This window comes from Streptomyces sp. NPDC055025, from assembly GCF_053608565.1.
The window spans coordinates 35,167-51,504 of record NZ_JBSGVS010000023.1 but is presented as its reverse complement, the minus strand read 5'-3'; the positions used below and the strand labels follow the sequence as shown (position 1 = coordinate 51,504).

Genomic DNA, 16,338 nt, shown 5'->3' with positions numbered 1-16,338 from the left:
GCCATGCCCGTGTTGATCGTGACGGGGACCGGGACGGAGATCGGCAAGACCGTCGTCACGGCGGCGCTCGCGGCGGCGGCGCTGGCACGCGGACGTACGGTCGCGGTCCTCAAGCCCGCGCAGACCGGGATCGGTCCGGGCGAACGGGGCGATGTGGCGGAGGCCGTCCGGCTGGCGGGTCCGCTGACGGCGGCCGAACTGGCCCGGTTCCCCGAGCCGTTGGCCCCGGCGACGGCGGCACGCCGGGCCGGGGCGGCGCCCGTGCGCCCCGACGAGATCGCCGTGGCGGCCGAGAAGCTGGCCGCCGAGCACGATCTGGTGCTGGTCGAGGGCGCGGGCGGACTGCTCGTACGGTTCGACGAGCGGGGCGGAACGCTCGCGGACGCGGCCCGGCTGCTGGACGCTCCGGTGCTGGTGGTGGCCCCCGCCGGGCTCGGCACCCTCAATATGACCGCGCTCACCGCCGAGGCGCTGCGGGCGAGATCGCTGACGCTCGCGGGGGTGGTCATCGGGAGCTGGCCGGCCGTGCCCGGTCTCGCGGAGCGCTGCAATCTGGCGGATCTGCCGGAGGCGGCGGGGGCTCCGCTGCTGGGCGCCGTACCGGAGGGCTCGGGCTCGCTGGATCCCGTCGAGTTCCGGGCGCGCGCACCGAGGTGGCTGGCACCCCGGCTGGGCGGCCACTGGGACGCGGCACGCTTCGAAGCCGAAGCCGAAGCCGAAGCCGAAGCGGGGGCGGGAGCCGGGCCGCGCCCCGGGACCGGATCCGGGCCGGGGCGGGAGTAGCCCGTACGGCGGGGTACCGGACATCCGCCGGCACTCCGGCCCCCTGTCCCGGTCCGCGGACGACCGTACGGGAAACGCCTGACAGCCTGGGGGCAATCGTGCGGTGACGCCTCCCCTCCTCCCTACCGAAGATCCGTTCGCGCCGTCACGCTGGGACGGGTGTGCCGTATGGCGAATGTGTGACGGCTGAGCGGGGGGACTGTGGTGGGGGTACTGGCGCGGGCGCGACTGGTCCTTGTTCTCATGTCGGCGTTGCTGCTGCTGACCGGTCTGTTGTCCGACGCGACGTTCGCCGCCGCTCCTCGGGAGGCCGCCCGCGCGGAGCCGGAGCCGCTGCCACCGGGCCGGGTGAAGGGGCCCGGCCGGCCGGACATCGATCGGGTGACCCAGGCTCCGGCGGTGCGGGGAACACCTCGGGACCGGGCGGCCGAGAAGCTGCGTACCGCGGACGGTGACCGCCGCACGGCCTCGGAACCGGGTCCGTCCGTGCTGCCCCGCCCGCTGCGCGAGGCCGCCGCCAGGGAGAAGAGCCTCAGGGCCTCGGGCGTCGGACCCGTCGCGGTGCTGCCCGGCGAACCCGAGCACGACCGTGAGATCGAGCGGCGCGGGCGGAAGCCCGGCAAGGAACCGTCACTGGCCGCTCTGGCCGCCCCGCCGGGCGACCGGGCGAGCGCGGGCGCGGCCGCCGCGGCCACGTACGGGGCCTCGTACCCCACCATCTCGGGCTGGGATCCCGCCCCGTCCTACACGCAGTTCGGCCGGATCAGGGTGACGGTGTGCAACGAGTCCAGCTTCACCTGGACGACGTCGAACCACGCACTCGGCTATCACCTGTACCACTCGAACGGCGACGTCTACAACTTCACCGGCGGCTGGACGGCGTTCACAGGCAATGTCGGGAGCGGCAGCTGCGCCGCCGTGTGGCTGTGGACGGAGGAGCTCCCGGCCGGCTCCTTCAAGATCGTTTTTGATATGTACGAGTACTCCACGCACTCGTGGTTCAGCGAGCACGGCGTGCCCGCGTCCCGGGCCGTGGCGTTCACGGTGCCGCACTACGCGCCGAGCGCGTCCCTGGAGTACCCCGCGAACCTGTCCACCACCGAGACCCTGAACCATCAGTTCGTCGCGCTGGTGGAGCACGACGCGAGCCGCGCCGTCGACGTCTACTACGAGATGTGCGGCACCATCGAGCGCGTCCGTCAGTGCTGGAACTCCAACTGGCTCGCGGTCGACGTCTTTCCGAACTCCTACGACTCGCTCACCACCTGGAAACCGCCGGCCGCGGCGATGCGCTGGAACATCACCTACGAGTGGCGGGTCAGGGTGCGCGACAATTCCGCCACCACCCCGTTCAGCTCCTGGGCGTACTTCACGCCCGTCGTCACGCCCCCGACGGCCGGCCAGTTCGGCGCGGACCCTTCGTCGGTCGACGCGGCGGGCGTCAATATCTGGCTCGGCGGTTTCACCCGGGTCGAGAAGGACCTCGCCCTGCCCGGTATCGGGCTGCCCCTGGAGATCACCCGTACCTACAACAGCACGAACACCGCCGTCGGGCTGTTCGGCACCGGGTGGAGTTCCTTCCTCGACATGCGCTCGGTCCAGGAGACCGGCGGCTTCATCAGGATCGTCTATCCGGACGGCAAACAGATCCGTTACGGGCGCAATCCCGACGGCACCTACGTTCCGCACTACGGGCAGGGCGCCGGAGCCACCGTGCTCGACGCGCAGAATGTGACGCTGCCCGGCGGCACCCGGTATGTCTTCAACACCAACGGGACCATCGCCCGGATCACCGCGCCGAACGGCGACGCCCTGGAGATCGGCTATTCCGGCGCCGTACCCGTCAAGGTGACCAGCACCCGGTCCGGCCGGGCGATCCATCTCACCGTGGTGGACGGCCACATCACCCGGGTGTCCACCCATCCGGCGGGCACCACCGGCGCGGATGTGATGACCTGGACGTACACCTACTCCTTCGACCTCCTGACGCGTACCTGCGACCCGCGGATCGAGACCCGGTGCTGGACCCGGTACACCTACAGCGGAGGGCAGGGGCAGCTGTCGGACATCGCCCTGGCCTCCAACCGGCATCCGGTCCGGATCACCTACGACGGCTCCCGCGTCTCGCACGTCGACTTCCTCGACACCGCTGACGACGAAGCGGACGGGGGCTGGAGTTATGTGCGTGAGGACCCGGACACCGACGCCGGTACACAGGTCGTGCGGGTCCTGGATCCGCGCGGCAACACCATGTCGTACGAGTTCAGTCTCGACGGCGAGCTCTGGCAGCGCTGGTACAACAGCCTCTCGCCGCTGGAGGGCAACACCCGGATCTGGCTGTACCACGGTGACGGCCGGCTCTGGGGAATGATCGACGAGAACGGCAACTCCACCGAGTACTTCTGGGATTCGCTGACCGGCCAGCTCGCCGATGTGAACCGCTGGCGCGACGACGTCACGATGACCAACACCCACACGGACCACCTGTGGTTCGCGGCGGGCGATCCGCGCAACGGGCTGCCGGAACTCGTGAAGGACGCCAACGGCAAGGAGTCCCGGTTCACCTACGACACCAACGGGCGTCTGCTGACGCGTTCCGAGCCCGCCACCCCTCCGGGTACCGGAGCGCTCACCCGCTACGCCTACACCTGTCAGGGCGGGGCCGCCGCGCCTCCCGTGGTCAACGCGCCCGACGCCCCTCCAGGAGCGCTCCAGCCCTGCGGACTCGTCGCGAGCGTCACCGACCAGGAGAACAGGGTCACCCGGTACTCGTACAACTCCCACGGCGACCGCACGCGCGTGGTCACCCCCACGGGGCTGACCACGGACACCACGTACCACGGCCTGCTGGGCCGTGTGACCTCCGTGATGACGGACGACCTCGACGGCTCCGCGATGATCACGGCCCATACCTACGATGAACTCGGCCGCCCGTATCAGACGACGGAATCCCCCGTGGTCAACCCCGTCAGCGGGGTCGCGCACCGCAAACAGACGACCGCCAGATACGACCTGTACGGCAATCTCAGCGGGGTCACCACCGCGGACCTGACCCCGGCGGCCGAGGGCGGCGACCCGGCACGCACGGTCGCCTACGCGTACGACGTGCGCAACCGGCTGACCCAGGTGACCGAGAACGACACCATCACCCAGCGTATGCGGTACGACGGACTCGGCAATGTCATCGAGAGCTGGAGCCCGGAAGGCGCGCGCTACACCTTCTTCTACGACTCGACCAATCTGCTCTCCAGCGTATGGCTGAACGACTTCACCGACGACCCCGCCGGGGTCGGCACACCGCGTGACGTCCCCGTGGCCTGGTACGGCTACGACTTCGCGGGACGCGCGTCCTCGGTGACGGACGAGATGGGCGCGACCGTCCTCTACGACTACACGGCGGACGATCTGATGCTCCGTCAGAGCGTGCTGGGCGAGGGCCCCGGCGGTACGGACCTCGTGCTGCACGCCTACGCGTACGACGCCGCCGGGAACGTGGTGCAGGACACCACCGGAGCCGGCCAGGACGCCCGTACGGCCCGGATGGCGTATCTGGCGAACGGCCGGCTGTCGAGCACGACGGTCGCGCCCGGTGTGGACCAGCGAGTCACCACGTACTCCTCGACGGCCACGGGCAATATCTCCAGGGCCCTCTTGCAGGGCCAGGACTCGGGACTCGAAGCCACCATCAACAGGTTCGGCCCGGCCGGCGTGCTCCAGTCCGCGCTCCTCACCGCCGAGGATCCCCTCACTCTTCTGGCGACGCGGTTCACCCGCGACGCGGCCGGCCGGGTGACCTCCACCACCGACCCGCGTGGAGTCACCTTCCCCGAGTCCGGTACCGACGCGTCCACGGCCCTGGGCACCACCGACCCGGCCTACACCACCACGTACACCTACGACCTGACGGGAAGGCTCAGCAGCACGGTCCTCCCGCCCGTGCGGGCGGAGGACGGCGGCGGGAACGACCCGGTGACGGTTTCCCCGACGACGGTCAACGGCTACAACACCTTCGGTGAACTCACCCATGTCCGCGACGAGGCGGGGAAGGTGACGGTCCACGAGTTCGACGTCCGGGGCCGGCGGACCAGCACCACACACCCCTCCTACACCCCGCCCGGCGCGACCCAGGCGATCGTTCCGAAGGAGACGTGGAGCTACGACGTCTCCGGCAACACGAAGACGTACACCGACCGGCTCGGCCGCACCACCGACTACACGTACGACGTCCGCAACCGTCTCATCAGGGTCACCCGGCCCGCCGCCGAGGACGGCGCGGAACGCGGTGTGATCCGGATGGTCTACGACGACGGCGGGCGCCTGCTGTCGACCGTCGACGCGACCGGCGCCCAGGAACTGCGCGGTTACGACGGGCTCGGTCAGGTGACCAGCGTCACCCGCGTCGTACGCGACGGGGCGGCCACGCCCAAGAGGTACACGACCACCTATACGTACAACCAGTTCGGCCAGGTCACCCAGGTCAGCCCGGCCCCCGGGGACTTCACCACCTACTCCTACGACCATCACGGCGACCTGTGGCAGATCCGCGAGAACAACAACGCCACCTACCTCTACCACGACATCGCGGGACGGCTCACCAACGCCGTCTCGGGGGACCGGGCCAGACACTGGGACCGGGACAGGGCGGGGCGCGTCACCGCCGTATGGGACGACAACGGGGTCGGCCAGCCGGTGGCGAGGACGGAGTACCGCCGTGACGGAACCGGCAACGCCACCGAGGTGACCGACCCCAACGGCGGTGTGTGGAAGGCCGCGTACGACGCTCTCGGCCGGCTCACCGGTCTGACGGACCCGCCCACCACGGCGGCGGACGGTACCGTCCGGGCGGGCGCCCGGACCCAGCTCGGCTATGACGTCCTGGGCAACAACACCCGCGTGACGGACGCCGGGAACCATGTCCGCGCCACGACGTTCAATACGCTCGGCCTGCCCGAGCGGGCGACGGAGCCCAGTACCGAGGCGCATCCCGATCCGGCCCAGCGGACCTGGACCACCTCCTATGACGCGGCCGGCAACACGACCAGGACCGAGGCACCCGGCGGTGTCGTGCGCACGGCACGGTACGACCGTCTCTCGCGGCCCGTCTCCGTCACCGCGACCGGCGGGGACCGGAGCGGAGAGCGCCTCTTCGGCTACGACCTGGCCGACCGCCTGACCTCGGCGGGACTCGCCGGACAGCAGGCGCAGACCTTCGCCTACGACGACCGGGGGCTGCTGACGAGCAGCGGCGGCCCCGCCGGCGCGTCGTCGTTCGCCTACGACGCCCTGGACCGGGTCACCCGGCAGACCGACGCGGCGGGCACGGTGGACTACACCTACGCCCAGGGAATGGCACGGCTCGGTCCGAGCACCCGGACCGACTCGGTGACGGGCACGACCACCACGTACGGCTACGACCATTCGTACGGGCTGCTCATGAACGAGGAGACCAGGTCCACGACCGGCACGGTGGTCCAGAAGCGCGCCTACACCTATGACAATCAGCATCGCCTGCTCACGGACACGGCGACCGGACAGGAGAACGTCACCCAGAAGTACGGCTGGGACAAGGCCGGCAATCTCGTCTCCGCCACGTCCGGGGGCACCGTCGCCTCACCACGGACCGAGGAGTACGACTACGACGAGGCCGGGCGGCTGATCCGCGCGTCCGACACGACCCATGGAACCGGAAGCGACTACTTCTGGGACGCCGTCGGCAACCGCACCCGTACGGTCGACTGGACCGAGGACGCCCAGGGAGACCGCACCGACACCGGCACGGTCACGGCCGAGTACGACGCCCGCGACCGGATCCTGTCGGCCACCGGCTCCGACGGGACGGCCACCGCCTACGAGTACACCGCGCGCGGCACCCTCGACCGCACCACCGTGGAGACGGAGGACGGCTCCACCACGACCGGCACGTCGTTCGACGCCTTCGACCAGCTCATCGCCGACGGCACCGCCCGCTACGGCTATGACGCCCTGGGGCGCCTCGGCGGCGCCGCTCAGGAGGGGACCACCCCCGCCGGCTTCACCTACGCGGGCATGTCGAAGGAAGCGTCCACCGACGGGACCTTCGCCTATGTACGCGGACCGGACAGCGGACCGGTCGCGGCGAAGCCGCTGGCGGGCGGCGCCGCCTCGATGCTGCTGTCCAATCTCCACGGTGATGTGATCGCCCAGCGCGATCCGGCCACCGGGAAGATCACCGGATCGCGGGAGTACGACCCCTTCGGCTCGGTGGACGCGACCCTGGGGGATTCCGCGAACACCGGGTTCCAGGGGTCCTGGACCGATCCCGCGACCGGCCGGGTCAACGCCCAGGCCCGCTGGTACTCCCCGGACACCGGGACCTTCGCGTCGGCCGACAGCGCCGCCGTGCCCCTCACCGACGCGACATCGGCGAACGCGTACACCTACGGCAATGCCAACCCGACCACCCTCAGCGACCCCTCGGGATACTTCTCCATCGGCGGATACGACGTCGGCATCGACATCGGCAAGTACGGCGGCCAGCTCCTCGGCGCGGTCGAGGACGCGGCGGGCAAGGTCGGCTGGCGCGGCGCCGTACGTGCCGGAGCACGCGTGGGCTCGCGGTTCGTACCCGTCGTCGGATGGGTCATGCTCGCCGTGGACGTGGCCGGTGTCGTCACGTACATCGTCAACGCGGACGGGTCGATGACCCGGACCAAGGACGCGTACGACCCGGAGATGGATCCCTGCTACATCACGCCCGACGACTGCCGCAGACCCACGGAAGCCGCCCCGCGGAAGATCCCCGTCCCCAAGGTCGAACCGAAGAAGGTCACCCCGCCCCCGGTCTATGTCACCGGGACGCGCACCACCAGCAACACCAAGGCCTGGGACACCTCGAAGACCTGGTGGGACAACACCTATCTGTACAACCGCACCGACAACTACACCTACACCACGCACTACTTGTGGACGTACTTCTCCAACGGCGACTGGAACAAGAAGGTCTCCGGCACCTCCTGGACCCACTTCTACGAGATCACCAAACGCCTGCTGATCGATCTGTCGGACCCCCTCGTCCTGGACACCCCGACCGTGGGCGCGCCGGTCGCGCCGGAATCCCCCGACAGTGCCACTCCCACCGGCTCCTGCACGGGCGGCGGCAGCATGCTCGACTGCGCGGGACTGCAACGCGCCGGCACGCTCCCACCGGGCGCGCTCACCGGCGGCAGCGGCTGCTCCGGCGGAATGCTCGGATACCAGTGCACCGCGAGCGGCAACCTGCTCGACCCGGAGACCGGCACCACGTACTGCAACCCCGGCGGCGCCGCCGCGACCGGTTCGGTCTGCACACCCTCGTCGCCGGGAGCGGGGCCCGCTCCGTCCGGCGGGGGAAGCTGCGAACGCAACAGCTTCACCCCGGACACCCCCGTCCTGATGGCCGACGGTACGACGAAGCCGATCAAGGACGTCGAGACCGGCGACCGGGTTCTGGCGACCGACCCGGAAACCGGGATCTCCGAGGCGAAGACCGTCACGGCGACGATCACGGGCGAAGGCGTCAAACGCCTCGTCGAGGTCACGATCGACATCGACGGCGACTCCGGCACCGCCACGGCCTCGGTGACGGCCACGGCCGGTCACCCCTTCTGGGTGCCGCGACTGGACGAATGGATCACGGCGGAGCGCCTCGAACCGGGCGCGTGGCTCCGCACGAACACCGGCACCTGGGTCCAGATCACCGCGGTCGACCGCCGCGGCGAACAGGCCACGGTCCACAACCTGACGGTCGAGGACCTGCATACGTACTATGTGCTGGCAGGGCGGACTCCGGTACTCGTTCACAACAGCAACTGCCCTTCATTCGTCGACGGAGACGTCTGGGCCCACTCATTCGATTTCGGAGAGACTACGGTCGAGACCATGGGGACCGTCAGGATTTCCGGAAACACCGTGTACCTGGACGGACTGATTGTCTTCCCGAGCGGGACTCAAGGATTGACCCGCGCCCCGGTCGGGATAGATGCGATCCACTCCATGCAACGCTCGGTCGCCGAACAGGCTAGATCCCAGGGGTTTAGCACCGTCGTGCTGGAATATGAACGGCATATCATGAAAAAGGACGGCAGTATGTTCATTCGCCCTTCTACGATGACTTTGGATGTTGCGAAAATCCTAGAAGGTTAGAGAATGAATCTGTCCCGACTGGACGAATTGGCATCGAGTATCGCAGGCCGAGGGAAACTGGAGCAGGAGCCGGTATTCCGGGAACTTCGGGAACGTGGCCTGTCACCGGTCGAAGCGATCTATGTGGCTTCTCGAGTGCTTGACCTGTCTCTCCCCGAGGCGAAAACCGCAATCTATACGAGCACTGCCTGGCGCGATCAGCGGGAGGACTGGCAGCGGTTTCATTCTGGCCTTGAAGAGTGAAGATCCTTCGATGAGGGGTTGGCGAAAAGTTGAGGAAACGTGCAGTGGCGACCCATCTCTAGTGTCATCCCAGAGCTGTCTGCCCCGCCCTATCCGCTTCCGGAGGCTGGCCGAGACAGGGGCGCCAGCGACTTGATTTCTGCGTTCGGGATCGAATCCGAGGCCAGGGGTCGGGTGGAGGATGCGCTGAACTCCGGAGCGAACTTCCATGTCGGGCTCACACCGATTCCGGCATCGAGACTCCGGGGTATCTGTCGGGGCAGGGTGAGAGCTGCGCAAAGGCATGGCAAGCCGACGATCGGGGTTGCGGAATGCCTTGCGGGCCTCGCCGGAATGGGCGAGTCCCGCATAATACCCGCATCAATGTGCCTGGGGGATGATTATTAAATGTCCGCGGTCGTGGTTTTCTCCGAAGGGGACCCCTGGTTCACCAATTCGCACGACTGGAGTGTCATTCTCCGGCGTGCCATGGAGGCCGTGCGGCCCGCGGACCGGCAGTCGTTCAATTGGTTTCTCAATGAAACCGGGCTGCACTTCCCGTCCGTGGAACCCGCCGGTCGAAACTCCGTGGCCCGGCTGATGCTCGCGGTGGTCGAAGAGCTGGAATCGGAGCACACCGCTCGGGCGGGACCGGAGGGCGGGGCGAGCGGTCCGCTCTACGGTGACCTCGGAGAGAAGTTGCTGAATGAGGTCGGAGCGAGCATGAACAGCTGAAAGCCCCCGTGGATATCGCCACCGCGCCGCCCTGAGCGGCGCGCAAACGGTTCACCGTCCGATGGTGCCCGACACCCGGTGAGGACGCGCCCCCATGCCTGGCGCGCGGCAGGGTACGCACCTCAGCAGCGGCGGACGCGCCGAGTGAGGCCACCGACCGGCCGAGCCCCCGGACTCCGCCGGGGCCGACGCCGCGCGGTCCTCCTGCCGCTGACCGAATATGGGACGGAGGTGAACCGATGACCGAAGTGCTCCTGCTCCTGGTGGCGATCCTGCTGTCGCTCGCCTGCGGGGCCTTCGTCGCGGCGGAGTTCTCCCTGACCACCGTCGAACGCGGTGAGCTGGAGCGGGCCGCCGAGCGCGGGGAGCGGGGCGCGGCGGGCGCGCTGAGAGCCGTACGGAGTCTCACCTTCCAGCTCTCCGGCGCGCAGCTCGGTATCACCGTGACCAATCTCGTCGTGGGCATGCTCGCCGAGTCGTCGGTCGCGAAGCTGATCCGCGGTCCGGTGGAGGCCGTGGGGCTGTCTCCCCCGGTGGCCTCCTCGGTGGCGCTGGTCATCGGTACGGCCCTGTCGACGCTCTTCCTGATGGTCGTCGGCGAACTGGTGCCGAAGAACTGGGCGATCTCGTCGCCGCTGGCCGTCGCCAAGGTGGTCGGCACGCCGCAGCGCTGCTTCTCGTCGGCCTTCCGCCCGTTCATCCGCCATCTCAATAATATGGCGAATCGGATCGTACGGGGGTTCGGACTGGAGCCCACCGAGGAGCTGGCCTCCACCCGCAGCCCCCAGGAACTGGTCGCGCTGGCCCGCCACTCGGCGAAGGAGGGCGCGCTGGAGCAGGACACCGCCGAGCTGTTCGTACGGACCATGAGCCTGGCCGGACTGACCGCGGAGAATGTGATGACCCCGCGGGTGCGTGTGATGGCGCTCGACGAACGCGCCACGGCGGAGGATGTCGCCAACGCCACCCGCGCCAGCGGTCTGTCGCGCTTCCCCGTCTACCGGGACAGTCTCGACACGGTGGTCGGGATCGCGCACATCAAGGACGTTCTGGCGGTTCCCGCCGCGAGCCGGCCCCGGCGCACGGTGGCCGAGCTGCTGCGCGAACCGCTGCTGGTGCCCGAGACACTGACGGTGGACCGGCTGCTGGACCGGCTGTCGGGCGGCGCCACCATGGCCGTCGTCATCGACGAGTACGGCGGGACGGCGGGGGTCGTGACATTGGAGGACATCGTGGAGGAGGTCGTCGGCGAGGTACGCGACGAGCACGATCCGCAGGAGACCGCCGATCTGGCCCCGGTGGGCGAGGACGCGGAGGGCAGGGCGCTCTGGTCGGCGGACGGCGCGGCGCGCGCCGACCAGTTGCGGACCGCCGGCCTGCGGATGCCCGAGGGACCTTACGAGACGCTCGCCGGGCTCGTCGCCACCGAGCTGGGCCGTATCCCGGCCGAGGGTGACCGGCTCTCCCTGGACGGCTGGCTGCTGGAGGTCGTGGACGCCACGGGCCGGCGCGCGGCCCGGCTGCTGCTCCACGCGCCCGTCGAGGCGGCCGAGGAGGGGAAGGAGACGACATGATCATCGCGATCCAGCTCTTCGTCGGTCTGCTGACCCTGGTCGTCAACGCGTTCTTCGTCGCGTCCGAGTTCGCGCTGGTCTCCGTACGGCGCAGTCAGATCGAGCCGGAGGCCGAGGCGGGCAACCGGCGGGCACTGCGGGTCGTCTGGGGTCTTGAGCATGTGTCGGCGCTGCTGGCGGCGGCCCAGCTCGGCATCACACTCTGCACGCTGGTGCTGGGGATCGTCGCCGAGCCCGCCATCGCGCATCTCCTGGAGCCCTTCTTCGACGCCGTCGGGGTGCCGCACGGTCTGGTGCATCCGTTCTCGTTCGTGATCGCGCTCGTCCTGGCGACCTATCTGCACATGCTGCTGGGCGAGATGGTCCCGAAGAACGTCGCCCTCGCGGGACCGGCACGGGCCGCGCTGCTGCTCGGTCCGCCGCTGGTGGCACTGGCGCGGGCGCTGCGGCCGGTGATCTTCACGGTCAACGCCTTCGCCAACGCTCTGCTCGGACTGCTGCGGGTGGAGACCAGGGACGAGGTGACCGCGGCCTTCTCCGACGACGAGCTGTCGCGTCTGGTCACGGACGCGGGCGACGCCGGACTGCTCGACGACCGTGCCACCGAGCGGCTGCACGACGCGCTGGAGCTGGGACGGCGGCCGGTGAGCGATGTGGTGATGCCGCTGGAGCAGGTGGTCTCCGTACGGCTCGGGGTCACGCCCGAGGAGCTGGAGAGCCTCTCCGCGCGGTCCGGTTTCTCGCGCTTCCCCGTGGTGGACACCACCCGGCGGATCCTCGGCTATCTGCATGTGAAGGACGCCCTGGACGCGGCGCCGCGCGACGATCCGTTCCCGTTCTCCGCGATGCGCGCGGTCGCGCGGGTACGGGCGGAGACCCCGATGGACGACGTGCTGACCGCGATGCGCCGCAGCCGGACCCATCTCGCCGCCGTGCTGGACGAGGACGGGAGGCTGGAGGGCCTGGTGACGATGGAGGACGTCCTGCGCCAACTGGTGGGCAGACACGCGTGAGCCGGGGGCGTCCGGTGGCCGTTCAGCCGTGCTCCCCGGGGGCCGTCCAGGTGTGCCCTGGGGCCGGGGTACGGCCGTACCTACCGCGCGGTACGATCGCTCCGCCATGGAGATGAATGCCAACTACACCAGCCTGGTCGCGGTCGGTGACTCCTTCACCGAGGGCATGTCCGACCTCCTCCCCGACGGTTCGTACCGCGGCTGGGCGGATCTGCTCGCCGGACGTCTCGCCGCCCGCGCCACCGGCTTCCGCTACGCCAATCTCGCCGTACGCGGCAAGCTCATCGGCCAGATCCTCGACGAGCAGGTGGACATCGCCGCGGCGATGTCGGCCGACGTGGTGACGCTGGTCGGCGGACTCAACGACACCCTGCGGCCCTCGTGCGACATGGGGCGGGTCCGGGGACTGCTCACCGAGGCCGTGGAACGGCTGGCGCCGTCCTGCGGACAGCTCGTACTGATGCGCAGCCCCGGCCGCGACGGCCCGGTGATGGAGCGTTTCCGGCCGCGTATGGAGGAGCTGTTCAGCTGTATCGACGAGCTGGCGGCCCGGCACGGCGCGCTGGTCGTCGATCTGTACGGGGTCCCGGCGCTCGGCGATCGGCGGCTGTGGGACGTGGACCGGCTCCATCTCACCGCGGAGGGGCACCGCCGGGTCGCCGAGGCGGTCTGGCAGACGCTGGGGCTGCCGGCCGAGGACGACTGGCGCGCGCCGCTGCCACCGGCCGGGACCGTACGGTGGCTGACGCGAAGGACCGAGGACGCGCGCTTCGCGCGGCAGCATCTCGGACCGTGGATCGTCCGCCGGGTGACCGGCCGCTCCTCCGGCGACGGCAGACCCGCCAAGCGCCCGGAGCTGCTCCCGTACGGAACGCCGGAGCTGGACGGCGCGCCCTCGCGGCTCCCCTGACCCCGCTCGTCGGGGGGTGTCGACCCGCTCCCCCCGGGGGCGGCGCCGACCTGCGCGAACCGCCAGTAGACTCAGCTCACGTGACTGCCGTGTCTGCGAAGCCTCGCATCCCCAATGTCCTTGCCGGCCGCTACGCCTCGGCGGAGCTGGCCGTGCTGTGGTCCCCCGAGCAGAAGGTACGGCTGGAGCGTCAGCTCTGGCTGGCGGTGCTCCGGGCGCAGAAGGACCTCGGGATCGAGGTGCCCGACACGGCGCTCGCCGACTACGAGCGGGTGCTCGACCAGGTCGACCTGGCCTCGATCGCCGAGCGCGAGAAGGTCACCCGGCACGATGTGAAGGCACGGATCGAGGAGTTCAACGCCCTCGCCGGTCATGAGCAGGTGCACAAGGGCATGACCTCCCGCGATCTGACCGAGAATGTCGAGCAGCTCCAGATCCGGCTGTCGCTGGAGCTGACCCGGGACCGTACGGTCGCGGTGCTGGCCCGGCTCGGGAAGCTGGCCGGCGAGTACGGCGAGCTGGTCATGGCGGGCCGCTCGCACAATGTCGCCGCGCAGGCCACCACCCTCGGCAAGCGCTTCGCGACGGCCGCCGACGAGCTGCTCGTGGCGTACGGACGGCTGGAGGACCTGCTCGGCCGCTATCCGCTGCGCGGGATCAAGGGACCGGTCGGCACCGCGCAGGACATGCTCGACCTGCTCGGCGGCGACACCTCGAAGCTGGCGGAGCTGGAGCGGCGGATCGCGGGCCATCTCGGCTTCGCGCAGGCCTTCACCTCGGTCGGCCAGGTGTATCCGCGCTCGCTCGACTACGAGGTGGTGACCGCGCTGGTGCAGCTCGCCGCCGCGCCGTCCTCGGTCGCGAGGACGATCCGGCTGATGGCCGGGCACGAGCTGGTCACCGAGGGCTTCAAGCCGGGCCAGGTCGGCTCCTCCGCGATGCCGCACAAGATGAACACGCGCTCCTGCGAGCGGGTCAACGGGCTGATGGTGATCCTGCGCGGTTACGCGTCGATGACGGGCGAGCTGGCGGGCGACCAGTGGAACGAGGGCGACGTCTCCTGCTCGGTGGTCCGCCGGGTGGCGCTGCCGGACGCGTTCTTCGCGTTCGACGGACTGCTGGAGACGTTTCTGACGGTGCTGGACGAGTTCGGCGCGTTCCCCGCGGTCGTGGCGCGTGAGCTGGACCGCTATCTGCCGTTCCTCGCCACGACGAAGGTCCTGATGGCCGCCGTACGGGCCGGGGTGGGGCGTGAGGCCGCGCACGAGGTCATCAAGGAGCACGCGGTGGCGTCGGCCCTGGCGATGCGCGAGCGCGGCGCGGAGCGCAACGAACTGCTCGACCGGCTGGCGGCGGACGAGCGGATCCCGCTCGACCGCGCGGCGCTGGACGCGCTGATGGCGGACAAGCTGTCCTTCACGGGCGCGGCAGAGGACCAGATCGCGACGGTGGTGTCCCGGATCGAGGAGATCGCCAAGCAGCACCCGGAGGCGGCGGCGTACGCGCCGGGCTCCATCCTGTGACGCGGTGACACCCGCGCCGCGACGCGTCCCTTCGAGAGGCTGGAGAGCGTACCGATGACTCCTCTTCCCCCGCTCCACGGCACGGTGGCCCGATGAGCGGGACCGACACGATCGTCGCCGCCGACGTCGTCGTCACCTGCCCCGGCCGCAACTTCGTCACGCTCAAGATCACCACGGCCGAGGGGCTGGTCGGCTGGGGCGACGCCACCCTCAACGGCCGTGAACTCGCCGTCGCCTCCTACCTCCGTGACCATGTGGCGCCACTGCTCGTCGGCCGCGACCCGGCGAGGATCGAGGACACCTGGCAGTACCTCTACCGGGGCGCCTACTGGCGGCGCGGTCCGGTGACCATGACCTCCGTCGGCGCGGTCGACCTCGCCCTGTGGGACATCAAGGGCAAGGCCACCGGACAGCCCGTCTACCAGCTGCTCGGCGGCGCGGTCCGCGACCGGATCCTCGCCTATACGCACGCCAGTGGCTGGGACGTGCCACGGCTCCTCGACGCCGTCGACGCCCGGCGCGAGCGCGGCTTCCTCGCGGTACGGGCGCAGAGCGGGGTGCCGGGGCTGGGCACGGTGTACGGGGTGAGCGAGGCCGCCGCCGGACACGAGCGGCCGGACCGGCACGGCACGGGGCCGGACGAGGAGATCTGGGACACCGACTCGTATCTCCGGCACGCCCCCGAGATGCTCACGGCGGTCCGCGAGCATGCCGGACCCGGGCTGAAGCTGCTGCACGACACGCACCACCGGCTCACTCCCGGCGAGGCGGCCCGGCTCGGCAAGGCGCTGGAGCCGGTGAACCTCTTCTGGCTGGAGGATGTGACCCCGGCGGAGAACCAGGAGGTGCTGCGCCATGTCCGGCGGCACACCACCGTGCCGCTGGCGATCGGCGAGGTGTTCAACACCGTCTGGGAGTGCCAGACCCTGATCACCGAACAGCTCATCGACTTCGTACGGACCTGTGTGACGCACGCGGGCGGGATCAGCCATCTCCGGCGGATCGCGGCCCTGGCCGAGATCTGGCAGGTACGGCTCGGCCCGCACGGTCCCTCGGACATCTCACCGGTGGCGCTGGGCGCGTCGCTCCATGTCGGTCTGTCGACACCGAACTTCGCGATCCAGGAGTACATGGGGTACGAGCCGGTCGTCCACGAGGTGTTCCGCCACGCGTGGAGCTACGAGGACGGCCATCTGCACCCGGGGGACGAGCCCGGTCTCGGGATCGAGGTCGACGAGGCGCTCGCCGCCCGCTTCCCGTACGAGCCCGGCTATCTGCCCGTCGCCCGGCGGCGCGACGGCTCGGTGACGGACTGGTGACGACCGCTCCGGCGGGCGAGCCACCGGCCACACGCCGGCACACGGCCACCGGCCACGCGCGGGCACACGGCCCGCACCGACGCCCCGCCGACGGCCCCC

At 70.0% G+C, this 16,338-nt stretch carries 9 protein-coding genes; all 9 read left to right on the top strand.

The window, feature by feature from the left end; genetic code table 11:
* Positions 1-3 precede the first annotated feature (3 nt).
* The 9 genes from bioD to manD all read left to right on the top strand — a co-directional run bounded on the left by bioD (position 4) and on the right by manD (position 16,239).
* Complete coding sequence (gene bioD, locus ACWGDX_RS16320; RefSeq protein WP_453626100.1) at positions 4-783, top strand: dethiobiotin synthase; 780 nt, start codon at positions 4-6, stop codon at positions 781-783.
* 243 nt (positions 784-1,026) lie between these two features.
* Complete coding sequence (locus ACWGDX_RS16315) at positions 1,027-8,943, top strand: polymorphic toxin-type HINT domain-containing protein (protein ID WP_453626099.1); 7,917 nt, start codon at positions 1,027-1,029, stop codon at positions 8,941-8,943.
* Positions 8,944-8,946: 3 nt separating this feature from the next.
* Positions 8,947-9,186 (top strand): hypothetical protein, encoded by a 240-nt coding sequence (locus tag ACWGDX_RS16310; RefSeq protein WP_453626097.1) that lies wholly within the window; start codon positions 8,947-8,949, stop codon positions 9,184-9,186.
* 387 nt (positions 9,187-9,573) lie between these two features.
* Positions 9,574-9,900: a hypothetical protein gene (locus ACWGDX_RS16305; protein ID WP_453626095.1), complete on the top strand. Its 327-nt coding sequence runs from the start codon at positions 9,574-9,576 to the stop codon at positions 9,898-9,900.
* A 239-nt stretch (positions 9,901-10,139) separates the two neighbouring features.
* Complete coding sequence (locus ACWGDX_RS16300; protein WP_453626093.1) at positions 10,140-11,474, top strand: hemolysin family protein; 1,335 nt, start codon at positions 10,140-10,142, stop codon at positions 11,472-11,474.
* Positions 11,474-12,487, top strand: coding sequence for a hemolysin family protein (locus ACWGDX_RS16295; RefSeq protein WP_453626195.1), 1,014 nt, complete (start codon positions 11,474-11,476; stop codon positions 12,485-12,487). Before ACWGDX_RS16300 ends, ACWGDX_RS16295 begins: the two co-directional genes overlap by 1 nt.
* Positions 12,488-12,593: 106 nt before the next feature.
* Positions 12,594-13,397: an SGNH/GDSL hydrolase family protein gene (locus tag ACWGDX_RS16290; protein ID WP_453626091.1), complete on the top strand. Its 804-nt coding sequence runs from the start codon at positions 12,594-12,596 to the stop codon at positions 13,395-13,397.
* A gap of 80 nt (positions 13,398-13,477) precedes the next feature.
* Positions 13,478-14,920: an adenylosuccinate lyase gene (gene purB / locus ACWGDX_RS16285; protein ID WP_363081930.1), complete on the top strand. Its 1,443-nt coding sequence runs from the start codon at positions 13,478-13,480 to the stop codon at positions 14,918-14,920.
* Between the two features lie 92 nt (positions 14,921-15,012).
* Entirely contained in the window at positions 15,013-16,239 is a 1,227-nt protein-coding gene (gene manD, locus ACWGDX_RS16280) for a D-mannonate dehydratase ManD (protein ID WP_453626089.1), read from the top strand.
* Positions 16,240-16,338: the final 99 nt, after the last annotated feature.

What these genes read in the sequence shown, in the direction of transcription:
- bioD (WP_453626100.1), top strand. Translation starts at nt 4, where the DNA reads ATGCCCGTGTTGATCGTGACGGGGACCGGGACGGAGATCGGCAAGACC.
- ACWGDX_RS16315 (WP_453626099.1), top strand. Translation starts at nt 1,027, where the DNA reads ATGTCGGCGTTGCTGCTGCTGACCGGTCTGTTGTCCGACGCGACGTTC.
- ACWGDX_RS16310 (WP_453626097.1), top strand. Translation starts at nt 8,947, where the DNA reads ATGAATCTGTCCCGACTGGACGAATTGGCATCGAGTATCGCAGGCCGA.
- ACWGDX_RS16305 (WP_453626095.1), top strand. Translation starts at nt 9,574, where the DNA reads ATGTCCGCGGTCGTGGTTTTCTCCGAAGGGGACCCCTGGTTCACCAAT.
- ACWGDX_RS16300 (WP_453626093.1), top strand. Translation starts at nt 10,140, where the DNA reads ATGACCGAAGTGCTCCTGCTCCTGGTGGCGATCCTGCTGTCGCTCGCC.
- ACWGDX_RS16290 (WP_453626091.1), top strand. Translation starts at nt 12,594, where the DNA reads ATGGAGATGAATGCCAACTACACCAGCCTGGTCGCGGTCGGTGACTCC.
- manD (WP_453626089.1), top strand. Translation starts at nt 15,013, where the DNA reads ATGAGCGGGACCGACACGATCGTCGCCGCCGACGTCGTCGTCACCTGC.